Annotated in this window: 17 protein-coding genes; 10 read left to right on the top strand and 7 right to left on the bottom strand. The window is 43.9% G+C overall.

The features are described from left to right. Positions 1–46: 46 nt before the first annotated feature. Positions 47–433 (top strand): S-layer family protein, encoded by a 387-nt coding sequence (locus ABWT76_RS20200; RefSeq protein WP_054465240.1) that lies wholly within the window; start codon positions 47–49, stop codon positions 431–433. A 137-nt stretch (positions 434–570) separates the two neighbouring features. Here the strand turns inward: ABWT76_RS20200 and ABWT76_RS20205 are convergent, their stop codons facing one another. Then, positions 571–732, bottom strand: coding sequence for a hypothetical protein (locus ABWT76_RS20205; RefSeq protein ID WP_190882934.1), 162 nt, complete (start codon positions 730–732; stop codon positions 571–573). Positions 733–966: 234 nt separating this feature from the next. On the opposite strand from ABWT76_RS20205, the gene ABWT76_RS20210 reads away from it, so the two are divergent. From ABWT76_RS20210 to polA, 3 genes are all read left to right on the top strand, one after another. Next, complete coding sequence (locus ABWT76_RS20210) at positions 967–1,935, top strand: hypothetical protein (RefSeq protein ID WP_354634865.1); 969 nt, start codon at positions 967–969, stop codon at positions 1,933–1,935. A 7-nt stretch (positions 1,936–1,942) separates the two neighbouring features. Then, a complete protein-coding gene (locus tag ABWT76_RS20215) occupies positions 1,943–2,818 on the top strand; it encodes a site-specific DNA-methyltransferase (RefSeq protein WP_190877303.1) in 876 nt (291 codons plus the stop codon). Positions 2,819–2,987: 169 nt separating this feature from the next. Continuing rightward, positions 2,988–6,017, top strand: a complete 3,030-nt coding sequence (gene polA / locus ABWT76_RS20220) for a DNA polymerase I (protein WP_354634866.1) — start codon at positions 2,988–2,990, stop codon at positions 6,015–6,017. Between the two features lie 500 nt (positions 6,018–6,517). On the opposite strand, the gene ABWT76_RS20225 is transcribed toward polA, so the two are convergent. Together ABWT76_RS20225 and ABWT76_RS20230 are read right to left on the bottom strand one after the other, a co-directional pair. Next, positions 6,518–6,976 carry an NADAR family protein gene (locus tag ABWT76_RS20225; protein ID WP_054465237.1) on the bottom strand — a complete coding sequence of 153 codons (459 nt, stop codon included), beginning with the start codon at positions 6,974–6,976 and terminating at the stop codon, positions 6,518–6,520. A gap of 208 nt (positions 6,977–7,184) precedes the next feature. Then, on the bottom strand, positions 7,185–8,336 hold the full coding sequence (locus ABWT76_RS20230; protein WP_190877305.1) for an alanine--glyoxylate aminotransferase family protein: 1,152 nt from the start codon (positions 8,334–8,336) through the stop codon (positions 7,185–7,187). Between the two features lie 459 nt (positions 8,337–8,795). Between ABWT76_RS20230 and ABWT76_RS20235 the strand changes: the two genes are divergently transcribed. The 5 genes from ABWT76_RS20235 to ABWT76_RS20255 all read left to right on the top strand — a co-directional run bounded on the left by ABWT76_RS20235 (position 8,796) and on the right by ABWT76_RS20255 (position 15,954). Then, the gene (locus ABWT76_RS20235; protein WP_242049772.1) at positions 8,796–10,775 is read left to right on the top strand and encodes an adenylate/guanylate cyclase domain-containing protein; all 1,980 of its coding nucleotides are present in this window, start codon (positions 8,796–8,798) and stop codon (positions 10,773–10,775) included. 419 nt (positions 10,776–11,194) lie between these two features. Continuing rightward, the gene (locus tag ABWT76_RS20240; protein WP_054465235.1) at positions 11,195–11,815 is read left to right on the top strand and encodes an N-acetyltransferase; all 621 of its coding nucleotides are present in this window, start codon (positions 11,195–11,197) and stop codon (positions 11,813–11,815) included. 210 nt (positions 11,816–12,025) lie between these two features. Beyond that, positions 12,026–13,366, top strand: a complete 1,341-nt coding sequence (locus ABWT76_RS20245) for an adenylosuccinate synthase (RefSeq protein ID WP_054465234.1) — start codon at positions 12,026–12,028, stop codon at positions 13,364–13,366. Positions 13,367–13,660: 294 nt separating this feature from the next. Beyond that, complete coding sequence (locus ABWT76_RS20250) at positions 13,661–14,251, top strand: 50S ribosomal protein L25/general stress protein Ctc (protein WP_054465233.1); 591 nt, start codon at positions 13,661–13,663, stop codon at positions 14,249–14,251. A gap of 164 nt (positions 14,252–14,415) precedes the next feature. Beyond that, on the top strand, positions 14,416–15,954 hold the full coding sequence (locus tag ABWT76_RS20255; protein WP_054465232.1) for an AAA family ATPase: 1,539 nt from the start codon (positions 14,416–14,418) through the stop codon (positions 15,952–15,954). Between the two features lie 193 nt (positions 15,955–16,147). On the opposite strand, the gene ABWT76_RS20260 is transcribed toward ABWT76_RS20255, so the two are convergent. Beyond that, on the bottom strand, positions 16,148–17,089 hold the full coding sequence (locus ABWT76_RS20260; protein WP_072160686.1) for a pentapeptide repeat-containing protein: 942 nt from the start codon (positions 17,087–17,089) through the stop codon (positions 16,148–16,150). A gap of 331 nt (positions 17,090–17,420) precedes the next feature. Between ABWT76_RS20260 and ABWT76_RS20265 the strand changes: the two genes are divergently transcribed. After that, a complete protein-coding gene (locus ABWT76_RS20265) occupies positions 17,421–18,080 on the top strand; it encodes a hypothetical protein (RefSeq protein ID WP_054465231.1) in 660 nt (219 codons plus the stop codon). 160 nt (positions 18,081–18,240) lie between these two features. Here ABWT76_RS20265 and ABWT76_RS20270 read toward each other — a convergent pair whose 3' ends face one another. The 3 genes from ABWT76_RS20270 to ABWT76_RS20280 all read right to left on the bottom strand — a co-directional run bounded on the left by ABWT76_RS20270 (position 18,241) and on the right by ABWT76_RS20280 (position 21,877). After that, positions 18,241–19,992, bottom strand: coding sequence for a GGDEF domain-containing response regulator (locus ABWT76_RS20270; RefSeq protein ID WP_054465230.1), 1,752 nt, complete (start codon positions 19,990–19,992; stop codon positions 18,241–18,243). Positions 19,993–20,272: 280 nt separating this feature from the next. Continuing rightward, positions 20,273–21,001: a response regulator gene (locus ABWT76_RS20275; RefSeq protein WP_054465229.1), complete on the bottom strand. Its 729-nt coding sequence runs from the start codon at positions 20,999–21,001 to the stop codon at positions 20,273–20,275. A gap of 360 nt (positions 21,002–21,361) precedes the next feature. Beyond that, the gene (locus ABWT76_RS20280) at positions 21,362–21,877 is read right to left on the bottom strand and encodes a filamentous hemagglutinin N-terminal domain-containing protein (protein ID WP_054465228.1); all 516 of its coding nucleotides are present in this window, start codon (positions 21,875–21,877) and stop codon (positions 21,362–21,364) included. Positions 21,878–21,920: the final 43 nt, after the last annotated feature.

Raw genomic sequence — 21,920 nt, forward strand, 5'->3', positions numbered from 1 at the left:
AGATAGTGATATTACCGCTTGTTTTCAGTTTGGCTTATCGGGAACTGTGGTAATTAATAATCCAGCGGTTAATCCCACTACAGGATTAGTCGAACTTCCCGAACGAGTCAATGACCCCACCGGACAAATTCAAGTCGGATGTGCTGCTACCCAAGGCAATTCTTTTACGGTTACTGGACGGGGTGGTTTACCGGAAAATCCTACCCATGAACTTGAAGAGCAAACAATTTGGAAAGATTTACAAGATTTTTCTCAATTGCCTCAGACTCCAGGAAATATTTCTTATGTAATGGGTGAGGTTTTTCTGGCAACCAAGACACCAATCCAGATCGAGGCAACAAATTGGCGGATCAATGGCGATGGCAATGTCGAATTAGTGGCTATTTCATCAAGGGCGATCGACTCCAGAGTGGCTGCGGTTTGTCACAAATAATCCAAGAAACCGAGTTTCTCGGTTAACTGTTTCAGGGACAAGAAACCGGGTTTCTAGGTTAATTTTTGCCCCCCAGCCAAAAGATAAATTAGTAAACCCGGTTTCTAACCTCTCCAAGCCTCTCCAAACAACCAACCCTAGGGACAAGAAACCGGGTTTCTATGTACGGGCGATTCGCGAATCGCCCGTACTTGGTTGGTAGCAAAGGTTGTCCCAAGAAACCCGGTTTCTAACTTTTCCACGGGTAAGGGAAATAACTCGGTACAATCTCGGTACAATAAATAACGTTGAATTACCAACCGATATTAGAAAGTAGCGACTATCCCACAGCTTTACAAAATGCTAAACTAGATTGCCTTATTTTCCGCTGCCAAGGGATTTAGCTTGCTTTAGAGCTATATGCCACATTTTTATTAGCCCCGGAATTGCACCAACATATGCAAAAAATTTCCCAAATTTGATCGGGATGCGGTAAAATGGTAAGATTAAATTAGTTATGTAATTTTTAAAAATATTGAGTATTTTTAACTAAAATGAATGATCTGATTGTCCATACAATTAACATTGCTCATTATCGACTAATCGAGCTTACCAAACTTGCCGACCAAGCCAAACCATTTTATGATTGGGTTGAAAAACAGGCAAAACGCATTACAGGGTCTCATCGGTCTTTAAATGAAATCCTATTGACTTGTTCAAAAATGGAGATAGCAAAAATTATCAAAGCTTGCTATGAAAATGTCAATGATGAAAAGCCTTTGTTATTTGATGGAATTGGTCGGGTTTATCCACATGGTAAGGCGTGTTTTTACTTTTTTGCATGGATGATCAGAGATGCCCCTCAACAAAGACTCTCTCCTTTGATTTCCCGAATGCAAAAAGCCGATAATGTTACCAAAATAATGGCCGAAACGGATGCTTTGGTCGAACTAATATTCGAGTACCGCACTCTGGTAAAAAGTTTTGATTGGTCAGCCGTAAGAGAAGTTGTTATTGATCGCTTAGAAGGTTCTCGACGCAGTATCAGTGGGCATCGCATTGAGGCTAATGTAAGAACAAGTCTAATCACTGCGATTCAGTATTATTATTCTATTTATGGCAACTATGGAAAATTCAAGAAAATTGACATTGCGGATAAGCAGATCAAGCTGGGAAAACATACGATTGATATTTCGGTTGAGTTAACACCAAAAATTGGCAGTGGTAAGGTAGGTTTATTGATTCCAGTCAAAACAAGAGAAACAGAGGGAGGGGGTCATTCCCATCTCTTCACTCGCGACATAATTACTGCAATTAGCGATATTAAGAAGGAAATCAATAACTACCATATAGTTGCGATCATCGTTGCTGAGAATTGGTCAGCATCAGAAATAGCTACCCTGGATAATCAGATTGACCTGATATTTCATTTTAACATGAATCCTAACAAATTTATTGGATTTGATGAAGCATCTCAAGTAAAATTTAATAAATATATCGAGAAGATTCTCGGAGGAGCGTAAAAGTAACATGGAAAATCGGGTAATTCTCGGTGATGCTAGAAAAATTGTCCCCACCTTTGAAGATAATTTTTTCCAGGCGATTATCACCAGCCCGCCATATTTCGGCCAGCGGCGATATTCTGAGGGGGAAAATAAAGATGAAATCGGTCAAGAAAGTGATGTGGAAATTTATATCTCCAACTTAGTTAGCCTATTTAGAGAACTCAGAAATAAACTGAAATCCGATGGTTTGTTGTGGGTGAATTTGGGAGACACTTATAGAAACAAATCATTGCTAGGTATTCCTTGGCGAGTCGCATTATCTTTACAAGCGGATGGTTGGATTCTCCGCAGTGATATTATTTGGCATAAGCCTAATGCTATGCCTTCATCGATTAAAGACCGTCCGACAACCGATCACGAGTATATTTTTATGTTCGCGAAAAGTCCCGAATATTATTATAATGCTGATGCGATTAGAGAACCACATATAACTTTTACAGAAAAGTCAAGAATGAAAGGGGGAAGAAACCATTTTGGCAAAATCAATGGCACCCCCGAACTAGGGAAAAATTCAGGCAATCAAAACTTACATAATGGCAGGTGGGATCAAGCGTTTCACCCAAAGGGACGAAATAAGAGAACTGTGTGGGAAATTCCCCTGAGTAAATTCCGCGATGTTCATTTTGCTGTCTATCCTGAAAAACTTGTGGAAATATGCCTGCTGGCATCGACTAGGGAGCAAGATTTTGTGCTCGATCCATTTACTGGTTCTGGTACTACGGGAGTTGTGGCGGGTAAATTATTTAGAAAATTTATCGGGATTGAATTAGTGGAAAAGTATCAAATTATGGCTCAAGATAGAATTGATCGGTTGAATATGCAACTGAATCTATTTTCATAACCGGGCTTAATCTGTGGTGATTGGCAAGCGATCGCGAAGCAGGGATAAGAAACCGGGTTTATGGGTAAATTAAGAAACCCGGTTTCTAACTTTTCCACAGATAAGGAAAATAATTCGGTACAATCTCGGTACAATAAATAACGTTGAATTATTACGATGGTGGGTATAAGTGTCAGCAAATCTTTCTCAGTTACTTTTAATTGATGGTCATTCTTTGGCATTTCGGGCTTATTATGCCTTTGGCAAAAGCAAACAGGGTGGACTGCGTACCTCAGACGGTATCCCCACTAGCGTCTGTTTTGGCTTCCTGAAATCTTTATTGGAAGCGATCGACAAAGAACAGCCAGACTCCGTGGCGATCGCCTTTGATTTGGCTGAACCCACTTTTCGCCACCAAGCGGATCCTACCTATAAGGGCGATCGCGCCGAAACTCCCGTTGACTTTATCCCGGATTTGGCGAATTTACAACAACTATTACGGGCGTTTAATTTGCCAGTAATTACCGCCCCTGGGTATGAAGCGGATGATGCGATCGCCACTTTAAGTAAAAAAGCCGCAGCGGAGGGAACTCGCGTCAAAATTGTCAGTGGCGACCAAGACTTATTCCAACTAATTGACCCAGAAAAAGGCATTACCGTCATCCATTTAAGCGCCAGTAGAAATACCAGCCCGAAAGAATTTGGCCCTGCGGAAGTTGAAGAAAAATTAGGGATTTTACCCACGCAAGTGGTAGACTACAAAGCCCTCTGTGGGGACAAATCCGATAATATTCCCGGAGTCAATGGCATCGGGGAAAAAACCGCCGTTAAATTACTCCAAGAATATCAAAATCTGGATAATATTTACGCCTCGATTGATAAAATTAAAGGCAGCCTGCAAAAAAAACTGAGCGAGAATAGAGAAGCAGCCTATCATTCTCGGTTTCTGGCGCAAATTGTGGATAATGTACCCTTAGAAGTGTCCTTAGCGGATTTTAAATTACAAGGATTTGACCCTGCGATCGCCCTGCCCTTACTGCAAAAATTAGAACTCCGTGATTTTGTCCGCCAAATCAACCAAATTCAAGAAAAATTAGGCGGAACCGTCGAGGTAGCATTGCCCAGCGAACCCTCATTATCTAATCAGTATCAGAATCAGTATAATGATGATAATGATGTAAATAATAATCATCTAAATAATTATGAGCGATCGGGGGATATCCAACTTTCCTTATTTACTCAACCCAATATTCCCGCTAAAAACATTCCTGCTAAAAACCCGACAGCTAAACCCATAGTTGACCCCACAACTATCAACATCACCCAGGAAACAGAAACAAAACCCCTGGATACTAAAACCATATCCATTTATCCAGAAATCATCGACACCCCAGAAAAGTTAAACCAATTAGTTGCCAGACTAAAAACTTATACTAACCCCGAAATTCCCGTAGCTTGGGACACAGAAACCACCGGATTAGAACCGCGAGACGCGCAACTCGTGGGCATTGGTTGTTGTTGGGGCAACCAACCCAATGACATGGCATATATTCCCATCGGTCACACTACCGGAAAGCAGCTAGAATTGAGTGAAGTATTAGGGGCATTGCGAGAGATATTAGAAAGTAGCGACTATCCCAAAGCTTTACAAAATGCTAAATTTGATCGCCTCATTTTCCGCTGCCAAGGGATTAATCTAGCTGGGGTAGTTTTTGATACCATGTTAGCCAGTTATTTGCTTAATCCCGATGATAGCCATACCCTCACGGATTTATCCCTGCGTTACTTATCAGGAATTGAATCACTCAGTTACAAATCCTTAAACATTCCCAAAGGGCAAACCATTGCTAACTTAAGCATTGCTGAGGTAGCTAATTACTGTGGATTAGATGTCTATGCCACATTTTTATTAGTGCCAAAATTGCGCCAAAAACTCCAACAAATTCCCCAAATAGACAAACTGTTACAAACCGTCGAACAACCCTTAGAACCTGTCTTAGCGGACATGGAATATCAAGGAATTAGGGTTGATAGTGCTTATCTGGGGCAACTTTCCCAACAAATTAATCAGCAGTTAGAGGAGATAGAACAAAAAGTTTATCAACTGGCAGGTCTGCCGTTTAATTTAAATTCTCCCAAACAAATGAGTGAGGTATTATTTGATACCTTAAACTTAGATACCAAAAAATCTCGCAAAATGAAAACTGGCTATTCCACAGATGCAGCAACTTTGGAAAAACTCCAGGGCGACCATGAAATAATTGATTATCTTTTGGATCATCGCACCTTAGCCAAATTAAAATCAACTTATGTGGATGCTTTACCCCAATTAGTCCGCCGGGATACTCAACGAGTGCATACGGATTTTAATCAAGCGGCAACGGCGACGGGACGGTTATCTTCTTCTAATCCTAACTTACAAAATATTCCCATTAGAACGGAATTTTCTCGGCAAATTCGCCAAGGATTTGTCCCCGAACCCGGTTGGCTATTAGTCTCGGCGGACTATTCCCAAATAGAATTAAGAATTCTTGCCCATTTAAGCCAAGAACCTGTTTTAATTCAGGCTTATCAGACTTCTCAAGATGTCCATAATTTAACCGCCCAGTTACTTTTTGAAAAAGAAAATGTTACCCCCGAAGAACGACGCTTAGGTAAAACCATTAACTTTGGGGTAATTTATGGTATGGGGGCGCAACGGTTTGCGCGGGAAGCGGGCTTTACGGTGGCGGAAGGGAAAAAGTTTATTGAACGATTTAACCATCGCTATGCTCAAGTTTTTGCCTATTTGGAAACCCAGAAAAAAGAGGCGATCGCCCACGGTTATGTAGCGACGATTTTAGGGCGACGGCGTTATTTTACCTTTGAGTCGCCCACCTTGCAAAAACTCAAAGGGTCTAACCCTGCTGCCATTGACTTAAACCTGGGTCGATTAACTCAGCAAGACTCGCAAAATCTTCGCGCTGCCGCCAACGCACCGATTCAAGGTTCTAGTGCTGATATCATCAAAATTGCGATGGTAAAAGTACATCAACTTTTACAAGAATATCAAGCCCGGTTACTGTTACAAGTCCATGATGAATTAGTCTTTGAAATTCCTCCCCATGAGTGGGCAGAATTGCAGCCAAAAATTTGCCAAACAATGGAAACAGCAGTTAAGTTATCCGTTCCCCTCTTAGTTGATATTCATTCTGGGCATAATTGGCTGGAAGCGAAATAAAATTTGTGGTTGGGTAGGGATTCTTTGGTTGTTTCTTGGGGAACGGGGAACGGTTATCAGGGAACGGGGACAGTCGTACGGGCGAATGGCCATTCGCCCGTACAAAAGTCGTAGGGGCGAATGGCCAAGAGAGAAAAGAGAGGAGAGAAAAGAGAGGAGAGAATATCTTTCCTATGCATCCTCTTTCCTATGCATCCTCTTTCCTATGCATCCTCTTTCCTCTTTCCTATGCATCCTCTTTCCTCTTTCCTATGCATCCTCTTTCCTATGCATCCTCCCTTTCACTATTCACTATTCACTCTCTCCTCTGCTCCTCTGCTCCTCTGCTCCTCTGCTTCCCTGTTCCCAGTTCCCAGTTCCCGGTTCCCTGTTGCCTGTTCCCTGTTGGTTGGCCGATTTCAACTTAAACTTTATAAAAAATACTGAAAAAATACTGAGAGGCGAGACGGGAGCAAGCCCCGACTACTCAGCTAATTTGAGATTTTCTTATGGAGTATAACTCAGGAAGATTGAAGCCGGAGTCGGATTTCTTCGCGCACCGCCATCAGAATTTTTCCTAAGTAGTTATGGCCGGTATGATCAGCCCCGCATCCCCAGTAATAATCTTTGGGTGAGTCTTCGATCAGTGTTTCATCTCCTGTGTCTAAAAGTTGTTGCTGAATATCCCGGTGAGAGAGAAACTTCTGTAAAACTGCCGATCGCATAATGGGTCGTTTGACTTGCTCCCAGTCAGACCGGAGGATCAGGGTGCGATCGCGGCCTAAAGCCGCTGCCGCTTCTGGGGTTGGGGCTGCCGCAATCAAGGGAATCACCGATTCATTCGGACTGCCGACAAATTTTTGCGCTTGATAGTAATGTTCGACCGTTAGCCATTCGGCACTATCTAGATAAATTCCGTGCAGAGAGAAATTGGACAAATAGCCATAAGGATTTTCCACCTTGTAAAAATAAATCGTCATTATCTTAATTAAATGTTAACTGTTAATTGTTGACTGGTACGGGCGAATAGGGATTCGCCCCTACAGACTGTTGTTAGTTATTGGCTATTGGTTATTCATTATTCTTTATGTGGATTCTTTATGTGGCTAAATAACCACTAACCAATAATAACTAATAACGAATAACCAACAACTAATAACCAGTAACCAACATAATATTTTAAGCCTTTTAAGCCGCAGCTAAAACCCGTTTCAAAGCTTCTAACAGCAGCAGCACATTTTCCGGGCGGCTATTATATCCCATCAAACCAATCCGCCAGACTTTACCCGCTAACTCACCTAAACCGTTGCCAATTTCCACATTGTAGTCATGCATGAGTTTTTGACTCACGGCCTTGCCATTGACGCCATCAGGGATGCGTACCGTGATTAAAGTGGGCAAGCGAAATTCTTTCGCCACATGACAAACTAAGCCTAAATCCTCCAATCCTGCCCACAATAATTCAGCATTGAGGCGATGACGTTCCCAGCGAGCGCCCAATCCTTCTTCCGCAATTAAACGCAACGCTTCGCGCAAGGCATAGTTCATATTAATCGGGGCGGTGTGATGGTAAATCCGTTCATCTCCCCAATATTTGGTCAATAGGGACATATCCAAATACCAGTTAGGCACCACAGATTTACGTTGGTGCAATTTTTCCACAGCCCGAGGACTCATGGTAAACGGGCTAATTCCGGGGGGACATCCGAGGCCTTTCTGACTGCAACTATAGGCCAGGTCTATACCCCATTCATCGATGAATAATGGCACTCCCCCTAAACTTGTCACCGTATCTACGAGCAATAAGCAACCATGTTTGTGACAAAGGTCGCCGATCCCTTCTAAGGGCTGGCGCACCCCCGTGGAAGTTTCCGCATGGACTAAGGCGAGGATTTTCGGTTGATGGGTTTCTAAGGCTTGGCGAATTTCCTCCAGGGTAAATGCTTCGCCCCAAGGTTTCGTTAGTTTGCGGACATCAGCGCCGTAACGAGTTGCCATATCCACCAGGCGATGTCCAAAGTAACCTTTGACTCCGACTAACACTACATCTCCCGGTTCTACGGTGTTTGCTAAGGTGGCTTCCATTGCGGCACTGCCAGCGCCACTGATGGCGATCGTCAGCCGGTTGTCCGTTTGCCACGCATAGCGTAGCAAGTCTTGGATTTCGTTCATTAGTTGCAGAAATGCCGGATCCAAATGCCCGACTTGGCGTAAACCCAGGGCGGCCAATACCCGGGGATGGGCATTGGACGGGCCTGGGCCTAATAATAGTCGTGGGGGCATATCGATTTGCGGCAGTTGTGTGCGATAACGATCGCTGATTTCCATTTCTGTGCTCATTTGTGACTTTGCCAATCTTCTACAGGCAAATTTTACAATGTGCAGACCCCTGGGCGATCGCGCCTACGCAGTGAAATGATTTGTTTTTTCCTTGCTCGATCATAGGTATTTTGGATTATTTTTCCGCTAAAATAAACTCACGAAATCAATTTAAGGCTGTCCTCAGAAACCCCGATGATCTGTACCGGAACACAGAAAACCCCTTGGAGGAAATCAGTTGAACATCTGCGATTTCACGGGTAGCGATCGGTTGTCATTTTTAGCCTTAAATCGATGTCCGACTAAACCTCAAGTCATAGCTGAAATGAATCAGCGGTTCAATGGCGAGTAAACATAATAAACGCGATCAGAAATTTCCTATTTCACCCACTGACTAGCAAGAATTGACTCTCGATACCATAATAAATCAATTAATCTGAATGGTTCCAAGTGATGTCTTTCCCAACTTCCGCGAATCCAATGCTCCATAATTCGGTCAAAGTGCCACTGCGCTTAATGCTAATCATCCCCTTTGCACTGCAAATTTTAGTCGCTGTGGGGCTGACTGCGGGGCTATCATGGTACAACGGCAAAAAGGCTGTGAATGACTTATCAAGCCAGTTAATGACTGAAGTTGCTGCCCAAGTAAAACAGCGAGTGAATCAGTTGGGCAATCCCCCCGATCGCGTACTAACCCCTTCAGAAATTGGTAATCTTCTTCAAAGTTTAAACATAAACCAATTTAAACAAATTGCCATTGTGGAACGCTCCGGGAAAATTGTAGTCCGTCGAGAGTCAAACTTGCCTTTGATTCCTAACTCTGAAGCCCCGGAAAGCATTAAGACAATGCCTAACGGTGACGAGTTAATTCAATCCGCCATGCAATTTTTACAACTTGATCGTCAAGACTGGGCGGAAATTGATCAAAGTCAGCGCTACCGTTTTACATTCAATGGTCAGTCTTACGTTTTCCACGTCACCCCGATTGCCCAGGGTCCTGAGTTGGATTGGCTGCTCTTTATATTGATTCCCGAATCAGCTTTGATGGCTCCAATTAATGCGGATCTTGGCAAGGCCATTTTAATTGGCATAGGGGCGCTGGGATTAACCAGTTTAACGGCGCTAACGATCACGGAATTTATGCGTCAGCGAATTCGTCAGTTAAGGGAAGCAGCTCAGGAGATCGCCCAAGGGAAAACCGGGCAAACCATTGACAGGATTACCGTTGACAGGATTATGGTCAAAGAATTGGCAATTCTGGCGCATTCTTTGGACGAGATGATGCAGGAAATGCAGCAGTCTGCCGAAAAATCAGCGGTCTATACTCAAGAATTACAACAGCAACTTGAAGCAAAAACCGAACAGTTAGAACGAGAAATTCGCGATCGCCACATTGTCGAGCAGCAACTCCAAACTTCTGAAAGAAAAATGCGGGCATTTTTTGCAGCGATGACTGATCTCATCCTGGTGCTAGATACCGATGGCAACTTTGAAATAGCCCCTACCAATCCTGCCGCTTTATATAGCCCAGATATTGATATTATTGGCTTAACTATTGAACATTTTTGTCTGGAAGAAAATTTTCAATGGCTTCAGGATAAAATTCAACGGGTTTTAGAAACCCAAGAAACTTTGAATTTTGATTACCGCTTGACCGTCGATACCGAAGCAAAATGGTTTACCGCCCGGGTTTCTCCCATGTCGGAAAATTCCGTGATCTGGGTAGCGCGAGATATTAGCGATCGCAAAGAAGCCGAGTTAGCCCTGCATCTTGCCCAACAACAATCAGAAAGTTTACTGCTGAATATTCTGCCGAAAACCATTGCCGAACAGTTGAAACAATCCACGGATGCGATCGCCGAACATTTTGATGAGGTGAGTATTTTATTTTCCGATATTGTCGGGTTTACTCCTCTTTCCGCTCGATTATCCCCCATCGACTTAGTAAAACTGCTCAATGAGATGTTTTCCAAGTTTGATAAATTGGCCGAAAAGTATCAATTAGAAAAGATTAAAACCATTGGGGATGCATATATGGTGGCCGCTGGTTTACCCGTCCAGCGCAAAAATCATGCCCAGGCGATCGCCGAAATGGCCTTGGATATGCAAGGCTCGATCCAGCAATTTTCCCTAGAAAATCGAGAGGAATTTCAAATTAGAATTGGCATTCATAGTGGGCCGGTGGTGGCGGGCGTGATTGGCAAGAAAAAGTTTAGTTATGACTTATGGGGAGATACGGTTAATGTTGCCTCCCGGATGGAATCATCAGGAATTCCCGGCAAAATTCAAATTACTGGTGACACTTATGAATTATTAAAAGATCGGTATGTTGTGGAAAAACGCGGTCAAATATTTGTCAAGGGCAAAGGAGACATGATTACCTATTGGCTGATTGACAGAAAGGCAGATAAATTGTCAGGGGAAAAATCCCAGATCACCCAGAATAGCCATCCCGCATAAATTGGGGCTATTTATCTCTGGGTAAAAAAATATTTAGGGGTCGAGGGAGGAAGCATGAGGAAACAGGAGGAAACATTTAGGGCTAAATCCTCAATTTCCCCATAGCCAAGGTTTCAGTCTGTCGGGATTAATGCAGCGCCCCTTGACTGATGCGCGATCGCCCATCAAAAATGCCACCTTATGCTCCCAAATATCTTATGGTAGCCACCCATTAACATATCAATGCAGGATAATTCCCCCGCCCTGGTTCAGGTGGCCGCCAAAGACCAGCGCCGGAATCGTGCTAACATTCATCATTACTACTGAATTACTACTGAATTACTGATAAATTATTCAGCCCGGTTGAGAAAAACTCGCTGAAATCGACTAGATTTAAAATAATTACTGCTAATTGCCTTCATTTCCTTTTCCATTAAATTGTGACTTCTAGTTTCAGCGCTATCAGACCCGATCCAGAACCGGCAGACCGTGCCGCCGGTTCTCCTGCCGTTTTGGTTCGTGCGGTGCAATTTAAAGAACTGATAAAAGTGGCAGATATTTTAACCGAAAGTTTTCACTCTCAAGGAGGAATAAACTTCTGGTTAAATCCCTTGTTTCGCCTGGGAATTTATGAAGATTTACGCACCCGGATGCAATCCATTTCACCCCATTACATATGCCTAGTGGCGATCGCCTCCAACCCGCTGAACCTTCCCGTCAGCGATCGTCCCATCATTGGCACCGTGGAAATGGGCAGCAAAAGCCCCTCGGTGGGACAAAATCTCGCTTCTCGATGCTTATACTTATCCAACCTCGCGGTTTCTCCCCCATATCGGCGCCAAGGGGTAGCCGCCCAATTATTGCATCGTTGTGAAGAAATTGCCCTAGAGTGGGGGTTTAATGAGCTTTTTTTGCACGTCCTAGAAAATAACCAAGCCGCCAAACAGCTTTACTTTCATCATGGGTATCGGTTACAGTACATCGAACCTTATTGGATGTCTTGGTTCTTTTGGCGACCTCGGCGAATGCTCTTACATAAGCACATTGCCGGTTGCCGCTAATGGGATTAATGCGATCGCTAACCATTCATCCCCCGGTTCATCAGTCCTGCCCCTGCCAAATCTCCCCAATTCTAGGCACTCAAAGGATGTTTGGCTGCCGCTTCATAAATTTTAACAAAAAATTTATCAAATTTGGCTAAAAAGAAATTGACATTTTGAACCCGCTTAAACAATAATAGAAGATTGTGTAAACTCTAGCTGGACAGACCCTTGGCTAACGTCGTTGTTATAGGCGCCCAATGGGGCGATGAAGGAAAAGGTAAAATCACTGACTTACTCAGCAAGTCAGCCAACGTAGTAGTACGTTACCAAGGAGGGGTCAACGCCGGTCATACGGTTGTGGTAAACGACCAGACCTTTAAACTGCACCTGATTCCTTCTGGTATTCTTTATCCTGCCACTGAATGTATCATTGGATCAGGGACGGTGATTGACCCGAAAGTTTTGATTCAAGAACTGGATCAGCTAGAGGGTCTGAATATTTCCACAAAAAATTTGATGGTGTCTCAGACTGCCCATGTCACCATGCCTTACCATCGACTCATTGACGAGGCATCGGAAGAAAAACGGGGCAATAATAAAATTGGCACCACGGGACGGGGCATTGGCCCAACTTATGCGGACAAGTCAGAGCGGACTGGCATTCGGATCCTGGACTTAATGGATCCAGATGGGCTGAAAGAAAAACTGATTTGGACGATCAATTATAAGAATGTCATTTTAGAAAAGCTCTATGACTTGCCGCCGTTAGATCCGCAAACGGTGATCGCCGAGTACCTGGAATACGCCGATCGCCTGCGACCCCATGTCGTCGATGCGTCCTTGAAAATCTATGACGCAATCAAAGAACGGCGCAATATTTTGTTTGAAGGCGCCCAAGGCACCTTACTGGACTTGGATCACGGCACCTATCCTTATGTCACCTCCTCTAACCCGGTGGCTGGTGGGGCTTGTGTCGGGGCAGGAGTTGGCCCGACAATGATTGACCGCGTGATTGGGGTCTCCAAAGCCTATACCACTCGTGTGGGGGAAGGGCCATTTCCCACGGAAATGAAAGAAGGAATTGGCGAGTTGTTGTGCGATCGCGGGGCAGAATTTGGCACCACCACTGGTCGCAAACGGCGTTGCGGTTGGTTTGATGCGGTCATCGGTCGTTATGCGGTGCGGATCAATGGTCTAGATTGTTTGGCCATTACCAAAATGGACGTACTCGACACCTTAGAAGAAATCAAAGTTTGTGTCGCCTACGAAATCGATGGCGTTCGCTGTGAAAACTTCCCCAACAATGCCCGTCAATTTGCCCGTTGTCAACCGATTTATGAAACCGTACCCGGTTGGAAGCAATCTACGGAAAATTGCCGCACCCTGGAAGACTTACCCAAGGAGGCCCTGGACTATCTCAAATTCCTGGCTGAACTGATGGAAGTCCCCATTGCCATTGTCTCTCTTGGAGCCGATCGCGACCAAACCATCATTGTCGAAGACCCGATCCACGGGCCAAAACGAGCCTTGTTAGATGCCAATGGCACCCCGGTCAGCGCCAAACCTTGATTTCTGATCCGCTAAACCAGGAGAAATGCAGGCTAATTTGCCTTGAATCAGCCAAAAAACTCAAGGAAAAAATGCTAAGATTGTATGTTTGTCAATCTCTATTGACGGCGATCGCCGTGATTTGAATCATCGGCTGGAATCATCTTCCTGGCTGAACTGAAGCCAGACATAGTTCAAAAGCCTGATGGCTAAACAAGCACCAATCCCAGCGATCGACCAATAGAACTGACAGAACTGACACTGAAATCTTAGACAAAGTTAATCACGACAACCTAAAACCAACAATCAATCAAAATGGAACTTACACTTGAATGTCAAAAACGCCCTGAAGGCAGCAAAACCAAAGCCCTGCGTCGTGATGGATTAATTCCTGCCGCCCTCTACGGTCACAACGGGGCAGAATCGATTTCCCTCACCGTTAATGCTAAAGCCGCCGAACTGTTGCTCAAAAGTGCTTCAGTCAATAACACTTTGGTAAATTTAACCATTCCTGAACTCTCTTGGAATGGTAAAACCCTGTTGCGGGAAGTTCAAAGTCATCCTTGCAGACCTTTAGTCTATCACCTCAGCTTTTTTGCGATTTCCGCACAAGACAGCGTGGAAGTCACTATTCCCCTAGCATTCGTCGGTGAATCTCCTGGAGTGAAGTTGAATGGTGGTTTACTAGACCCAGTCCTGACTGAACTAGAAGTCAAATGCGCTCCCGATAGCATCCCGGAAAAAATTGAAGTGGATATTTCTAGTCTGCAAGTGGGCAGTGCCCTGCATATCAGTGAACTGGTTCTGCCTGCCGGTGTCACCCCGTTGATTACCGATGGCAATCAAGTGGTCGTGACGGTCTTAGGTAGTCAAGGTGGATATGAGGGAGACGGAGGAGCCAATTAGACGTAGCGGCACCTAAGTAAAAAATCTTTGAACCAACCAGGGGAATATCCCTGGTTTTTTTGTAATGACGATCTGACAGATTTCGCCGCAATAACCTAGGATTAGGATCAGAAAACCGATCCAAAATCAAAAACACCAGCAAGGAAAAAAGGAAAAGAAAAAACATGACTGATACCAATCTTCCCCCAGTTATTCAACAAATGTTACAGCCAGAGTTCTATCCCCATCCGGTGCCAGAACCTGTGAAATTAATCCAAACCCATGTTTCTTTTGTACTGTTGGCTGGGGCTTATGCATACAAACTAAAAAAACCCGTCAATTTTGGCTTTTTGGATTTCTCAACTTTGGCAAAACGCCAGCATTTTTGTGGGGAAGAATTGCGGATGAACCGACGCAGTGCGCCGGACATTTATCTAGAAGTATTGCCCATTACCCAAACCGGGGATAAATATCAACTAGGCGGTCATGGCGAACCAGTGGAATATACCTTAAAAATGCGCCAATTTCCCCAAGATGCTCTGCTGATTAACCTGTTTGAAGCCGGAAAGCTGAATCAAACGGAAATGCAAGAGTTGGGCAAAGTAGTGGCTGATTTCCACCGCCAAACCGCTACCAACGATTACATTCTCAAATTTGGGGAAGTAGCGCAAATTCGTCAGGCTTTTGACGAAAATTATGCCCAGAGTGAGAAATATATTGGCGGGCCACAAACCCAAGCACAGTTTGACCAAACCAAAGCCTATACCGATAGCTTTTTTGGCGAAAAAGCTGCCCTATTTCAAGAGCGGATTGCCCAGGAAAAAATCCGGGAATGCCACGGAGATTTACACCTGAAAAATATTGCCATCATTGATGAAAAAAACGTCCTGTTTGACTGTATTGAATTTAACGAGCCATTCCGCTTTGTCGATACGATGTATGATGTGGCTTTTGCGGTGATGGACATTGAAGCCCGGGGACGAAAAGATTTAGCCAATGTGTTTTTAAACACCTATATTGAGCAAACCGCTGATTGGGCAGGATTGCAATTATTGCCTTTATATTTAAGTCGCCAAGCTTATGTCCGCGCTAAAGTCACGTCTTTCTTGTTAGATGACCCAGGGGTTCCCGCTGACCAAAAAGCTCAGGCAGAAAAAGCAGCGGCAGAGTATTATAAATTGGCTTGGGAATATACTCAGCCCGGTGAAGGTCGGTTATTTTTAATGTCTGGAGTATCCGGGTCTGGAAAATCAACGACGGCTCGCATTTTAGCGGAAAAAATTGGGGCGATTCACTTACGTTCTGATGCGGTGCGTAAACATTTGGCGGGTATTGGTTTAAATGAACGGGGTGGTAATGAAATTTATTCTCCGGAAATGACCCAGAAAACTTATCAACGTTTGTTAGAATTGGGCATTATGCTGACAAAATCTGGGTTTCCGGTGATTTTAGATGCGAAATACGATCGCATTCAGTTACGCTCAGAGGCGATCGCCGCCGCAAAAGCCCAGAGCTTGCCCGTCACCATTCTGCATTGCACCGCACCGGAAGCGGTATTGCGTCACTGGCTCAGTCAACGCAGTGGAGATATTTCTGACGCCACCGCTGATTTACTTGCCAGTCAACTAGCCGCAACCGAACCATTTACTGAGGCGGAACAGCCATTGGTGAAAACGATTGATACCACCCAAGATGTGGCGGCACAATTGGCAACCATTGTGTAAAAAATTGCATCACCATCAGATGTAGGGTGGGCGGAAAGCCCACCACCTTCGATCCTGTCTGAAAAGGGAGAAGTATTTCAGGTGCCGATCGGCTCTTTTGCCAGTGGTTTTGACCCACAATTCCCGGAAAAATGGCCAAAAACTAGCTTTTTCCCTGGCTGCCTTTAAATTACCGGCCTTTGAATTACGGCATTTAAATTACTGTAACTCTCAAAGTTGTTGCTTGAGAATCAATTTTAGCATCAATGAACGATTCAAACTCTTGGTTCAATTCTTGATGGTTACTGGTTAAGCAGAAATAGCGTTTCGTCTTTTCCGGTAAAATCGTATCCGTAAAATTTGCCTCGGATATATTTGCCCCAATTAAAGTGGCATTGCTCAGATCCGCACATTTAAAATCCGTGCGCCGCAAACAAGTCCAATTGAGATTGGCGTGATCCAGCCATGTGAGAACTAATTTGGCTTCGGTGAGATCGGCTCCAGATAAATTCGCTCCTCGCAGTTGGGCTTCAGTGAGATTCGCTGCGATTAAATTTGCTCCCTCTAATTTAATCCCATTCATTTTCGCCCCTTTGAGATTAACGGCGACTAAATTGGAACCCGTCAGATCCACTCCATTTAAATAAGCTTCTTCCAGGTTAATCCCATGAAAAACGGCGCCATATAACATGGCGCCGCTAAGTCTGGCAAATGACAGATTCGCCCAGCTAAAATTTGCCCCACTCAGGTTAGCGCCACGCAAGTTAATCCATTCCAAATTGGCACAACCAAAGTTGGCACTACGCAGGTTGGCTTGGAAGAAATTCGCCCCGACCATATTGGTGCCAGTTAAGTTGGCTCTAGGAAGTTTGGCTTTGGCAAAATTGGCGCCGGTCATGGTGGCTTTGGCTAAATTAGCATCTGGGAGCTTGCTTTTGTCCATCTTGACGAAATTAAGATTCGCCCAGTATAAGTTGGCTTGACTTAAGTTCGCTCCTGTCAGGTGCGCCCGACTCAAATTGGTGCCTTTCAGGTTGGCGCTAGTCCAGATAATGCCCGGTAAATGACAGCGACTGAGGTCTAGTCCACTGAGGTCAGCCCCGGTGAAATCTCTCTGACCGCTGGCGTATAAATCGAGAATTTCATTGCGTTCCATATGTTTACTTCCCTGTATATGCGATCGCCTTCTGGGTAAATGCTAATGTTGCTCCAAACGATCAATCCCCCAGAAAGAGAGTGAATCACCTAAGATGATCGCCCATACGGACATCTCAGACTTGGAAACCGCTCTTTACCACAAATTAACCTAAAAAAAGTAATTTACATAAAATTTTAATAATTTGTGGTGACGTGGTGACATTTTAGCATTAGATGGCATGATTAACCGAATGATTGACCGATAATTTGTCGATCGATCATTCGTGCATGAGCATAAGTGCTTAATATGGATGGTTTTAGCTTAATCTACCATTGAACGGAGTTTGTATATGTTGAGCAAAATAGGCTTTGGACTACTATGGCTGGGATTTGTAATATATGCGTTTATTTTTGCCCCGCCCGACCAACCGGACACGATCGCCCTAATTACCAATCTCTCCACGGGGAAATGGGAAAACATTAATCCCCTAATTATTTCTCTATTTAATTTGATGGGGATTTGGCCGATGGTTTATACTTGCATCCTTTTAATTGATGGCCGGGGGCAAAAAATCCCCGCTTGGCCATTTGCCTTGGGGTCTTGGGCTTTGGGAGCTTTTGCTTTGTTGCCTTATTTTGCCTTGCGTCAACCGAATCCTCAGTTTTCCGGGCAAAAAAATCTCTTGCTCAACATCCTGGATGCTCGCTTAACCGGAGTGGTGTTAACCCTTGGCACCATTGTTTTATTCGCATCAGGTTTGATCAATGGCAATTGGGCAGATTTTATCCAGCAGTGGCAAACTTCCCGATTTATTCATGTAATGAGCTTGGATTTCTGCGTGTTAAGTCTTATTTTTCCCGCATTACTGGGAGATGATCTCCCCCGTCGTGGCATTAACAATCCAGTGATTTTTTGGCTAGTAGCCTTAATTCCTCTATTTGGTCCAGTGGTTTATTTAGCCTGTCGTCCACCCTTGCAAATTGCCGATTCTGAGGCGATTCGCCCCTAAGCGCTTTGGGGCGCAAGCTTCACGCGGATCCCCGCCCAGTCCCCCATCACCCCACCACAACCAGCCCTTAATTCAAGGGTTCTCCTCGTGAATAAACTGGTGAATCAATAACTGCCAGCCCGGTTTTTTTCCTAAACACCGGGCTGCTGAATTAATCCCTTCATTCAACTCGTGAAGGTAATTTTAACTTGGTTCCGTTTTTGAGCATTTCTTCCAACTTATCTCCTGGCACAGGGGGGCTAAAGAAATAACCTTGAATTGTGTTACATTTTTGTTCTCTGAGAAACTCTAGTTCGGCTTCAGTCTCCACCCCTTCGGCAATCACGTGCAAGTTCAGTCCATGAGCCATAGAAATAATGGCCTTAGTAATTGTCGCATTTTTTTCATTGGTATTAATATCAGTGACAAAACAACGATCTATTTTTAAAATATCTAAATTAAAGTTCTGCAAATAACCTAAAGAAGAATAACCCGTGCCAAAATCATCCAGGGAAATGCTAATTCCCAAAGCTTTTAACTTTTTCAAATGAGTGGTGGCAAGTTTAATATTATCCACTAGCATACTTTCCGTCAGTTCTAACTCTAAATACTGGGGTTCTAACTTAGTGTCTGTCAAAATATTGACAATTTTCTCAGTCAAATCCGGTTGATTGAATTGCCGAACCGATAAATTAACGGCAATGCGGAGCGGCGGTAAGCCCCGATCTTGCCAGGTCTTCACTTGTTGACAAGCGGTTTGCAGCACCCATTCGCCGATCGGCACAATCAAGCCATTTTGTTCTGCCAAAGGAATAAATTGTCCAGGAGAAATCAATCCTTGTTCTGGAAGCATCCAGCGCAGCAAAGCTTCAGCCCCAATAATCCGCCCAGAGGTTAAGTCTACTTGCGGTTGGTAATATATCTGAAATTGAGAACGTTCTAAGGCATACCTTAAATTCGTTTCTAGATTCAACAATTCCACCGAAACCGCCTGGATATTTGGGGAATAAAATTGAAATTGATTGCCCCCGAGTTGCTTGGCATAAGAAAGCGCCGCCTCCGCGTGTTGCATTAGTTCGTCAATATCTTCGCCATCTTTGGGTGACAAAGCAATCCCAATACTGGCGGACAGAGAAATTTTGTGTTGATCCAATGTAATCGGTTTTGACAGACGTTCGATAATCCTTTGGGCAACTTGTGATGCTTGCTCGGTAAGTTCGAGAGATTGTTGGTTTTCTGAAGCTAAAATAATCGCAAATTGATCGGTATTTAGTCGGGCTACGGTATCGCCAAAATCAACACAGGTAATTAAGCGGTGGGCAACATTTTGAATTAGCCGATCGCCCGAAGCATATCCCAAGGATTCCACAATCCGGTAAAAGCGATCGATCGCCATCACTAAAATCGACGGCGGTTGACCTGAACCTTTTTGGAGCAGACTTTCATCAAACTTTTCTCGCAATAGCAGTTGATTGGGCAAGTTGGTCAACCGATCATAATAGAGAGAATGAATCAATTCCTTTTGCGCCACTTCGAGTTGATCGTGGTAACGTTCAGTCATCGCCTGGTGTTTGGCCAATCGTGCGGTGACAGCGGTGAGCAGTTCGGTGCGGCGAAAGGGCTTGGTCAAGTAATCATCAGCCCCCAAATTCATCCCGGTGCGAATATCCGTTTTGTCTGCCCTGGCCGTCAAAAAAATAAATGGAATCGTTTTGGTGGAAGAATTTTGCCGCAATAGCTTCAGTACGCCATATCCATCCAGTTCTGGCATTGTTACGTCACAAATAATCAAATTCGGTAGATTCTTCACGGCGATTTCAATACCTCGGCGACCATTTTCCGCGCCAATGGCTTCAAAATCACCAGATTCTAAAATTTCCACAATATTAGACCGAACGATTTCTTCGTCTTCGATGACTAAAATTTTGTTCATAACCTCTGCGATCGACTGATGGAGTTGGGACAATAGGGATTTATTTCACGGGACTGTGCTGATGAGTTATATTTTAACTGACTCTGACTCAGAAGTCTTTTGAGCGAACATTTCCCTGGTTTCTGCTGGCCATTCGAGTCTTGAACGAATTTGTATCAGTCGCCCCCTGGCAAAATGCTCATCGGTTCAGTGGTGAAAACAATATTACGGACAATCTATTGACGGCAGGATAGCCTTGGGCAGATTTAACCGAGGACGCTAAATTTCTGCTGTTTTCTCCCTAATATAATTTTTTATCCGATTTCATAATGGATTTGGCTTCAATCAGGTTAAATTGCCGTAACAACTTGACGTTATCTAAGGTCAAGAGTTCTTGGACATCAGAGACTTGATTTAATAAGGCAATTTCTTTGTCAAACTCTTCTTGCAATATTTCTAAATAGCGATCGCGTGATGCTCCTGGGGGGGTATTTTTTAGCATCTTAATTGCCAAATTAATCTTGGATAGAGGATCCCGTAAATCGCTGATTAACTTCATCAGCAATCCCTCTTTGGTTTCACTGAGTTGCTGGAGATCCTGCATTTTTGACAGTAATCCTTCCGCCCTTTGAAACTGGGATATATACTTTTGCATCACTGCCGCTTGTTTTTCCAGCCGGATGTTCACCGCTTCCAGCAACTCTTTGCGGCGAAACGGCTTAGAGATATAGTCATCTGCTCCCAAATTCATCCCTTGACGCAGATCCCCTTTATCTGCTTTAGCCGTGAGAAAAATAAACGGAATAATTTCGGTTAAGGGCTGAGAACGCAGTTTAGTCAGCACTCCGTATCCATCTAAAACCGGCATCATAATGTCACAAATGATCAAATCGGGGATTTCTTGAGTAGCCAACTGAACGCCTATCTCACCATTTTCGGCGCCAATTGCCCTAAAACCTCCTGATTCCAGAATTTCTATGATGTTGGTTAAGACGGGTTTTTCATCTTCAATCACTAAAATTTTTTTCATAACCTGCTCCCAGAATTGTGCCGCATATGCTTATGATGGTTGTCAGCATAACCAGTTTATTAGTGTAGCATTTTTTATCTAAACCTCGTCCATATTAAAAAATTTCTCCCTCGAAGCCGGAAACGGTTTTGAGGCAAATAATCCAGATTGAAAGATTCTACCTAAACCTCGTCCATGTTGAAAAAGTTCTCCCTCGAATCCGGAAACGGGTTTGAGGCAAGTAGTCCAGACTGAAAGATTCTACCTAAAAAACTCCAGGTAGAGACCTGGACGCGGTTTAAACAATGGCATTTTCTCCTCCCTGGATTTGAATTTTACCTGGGTTGACGCCAAACTGTAAACCGATAGGTAGATTTATTGTTAGCAATGATGATGTTTCTGGGTTTTTGGCACTAAAAACCCAGAAACATCATTAAATAATAGTTGGTCAGCGGTACTGGCAATACATGAGCCGCCAATTTCTAATTGGGCATTGGGGCAGAAGGATATGCCGTTGGGATTGATTAAAAATAAGTTAGCATTGCCATTAGCCCGAATTAATCCGTCAATGTGAGAAAGATTTGCCCCGGTAATTCGGGTGATAATATTATTGATAGTCTCTGGGTTGTTAAAATAGGCTTCGGTTTCCGTGGATACAGAAAATTCTTGGAAGCTATGAAATATGTTTTGCCTCGCCGTGGTGCCACCGTTAATGGTGAATATGTCGCCATTTTGAATCACCTGGGAATTATTCGGTAGCGTATTATCTGGGATAACTTGCGCGATCGCCAAATTGTCGAGCAGGCTCAATTGCAGGATAATCAAACAAATGCGATCAATTGGGCATTGATAGAAACACTTAACTTGTTGGCGATCGAGTCTGAGAGTTAAGAACATATTGGTTAAAAAATATATGATCGAAATTACAGGTTTTCTCTCT

Origin of the sequence: Planktothricoides raciborskii GIHE-MW2 (genome assembly GCF_040564635.1) — a bacterium.
Classification (GTDB): domain Bacteria; phylum Cyanobacteriota; class Cyanobacteriia; order Cyanobacteriales; family Laspinemataceae; genus Planktothricoides; species Planktothricoides raciborskii.

Bases quoted from the DNA above. Each gene is read 5' to 3' on its own strand.
- ABWT76_RS20235 (WP_242049772.1), top strand. From the start codon at position 8,796: ATGCTCCATAATTCGGTCAAAGTGCCACTGCGCTTAATGCTAATCATC.
- ABWT76_RS20260 (WP_072160686.1), bottom strand. From the start codon at position 17,089: ATGGAACGCAATGAAATTCTCGATTTATACGCCAGCGGTCAGAGAGAT.
- ABWT76_RS20255 (WP_054465232.1), top strand. From the start codon at position 14,416: ATGACTGATACCAATCTTCCCCCAGTTATTCAACAAATGTTACAGCCA.
- ABWT76_RS20265 (WP_054465231.1), top strand. From the start codon at position 17,421: ATGTTGAGCAAAATAGGCTTTGGACTACTATGGCTGGGATTTGTAATA.
- ABWT76_RS20275 (WP_054465229.1), bottom strand. From the start codon at position 21,001: ATGAAAAAAATTTTAGTGATTGAAGATGAAAAACCCGTCTTAACCAAC.
- ABWT76_RS20230 (WP_190877305.1), bottom strand. From the start codon at position 8,336: ATGAGCACAGAAATGGAAATCAGCGATCGTTATCGCACACAACTGCCG.
- ABWT76_RS20250 (WP_054465233.1), top strand. From the start codon at position 13,661: ATGGAACTTACACTTGAATGTCAAAAACGCCCTGAAGGCAGCAAAACC.
- ABWT76_RS20280 (WP_054465228.1), bottom strand. From the start codon at position 21,877: ATGTTCTTAACTCTCAGACTCGATCGCCAACAAGTTAAGTGTTTCTAT.
- ABWT76_RS20270 (WP_054465230.1), bottom strand. From the start codon at position 19,992: ATGAACAAAATTTTAGTCATCGAAGACGAAGAAATCGTTCGGTCTAAT.
- ABWT76_RS20225 (WP_054465237.1), bottom strand. From the start codon at position 6,976: ATGACGATTTATTTTTACAAGGTGGAAAATCCTTATGGCTATTTGTCC.
- ABWT76_RS20210 (WP_354634865.1), top strand. From the start codon at position 967: ATGAATGATCTGATTGTCCATACAATTAACATTGCTCATTATCGACTA.
- ABWT76_RS20215 (WP_190877303.1), top strand. From the start codon at position 1,943: ATGGAAAATCGGGTAATTCTCGGTGATGCTAGAAAAATTGTCCCCACC.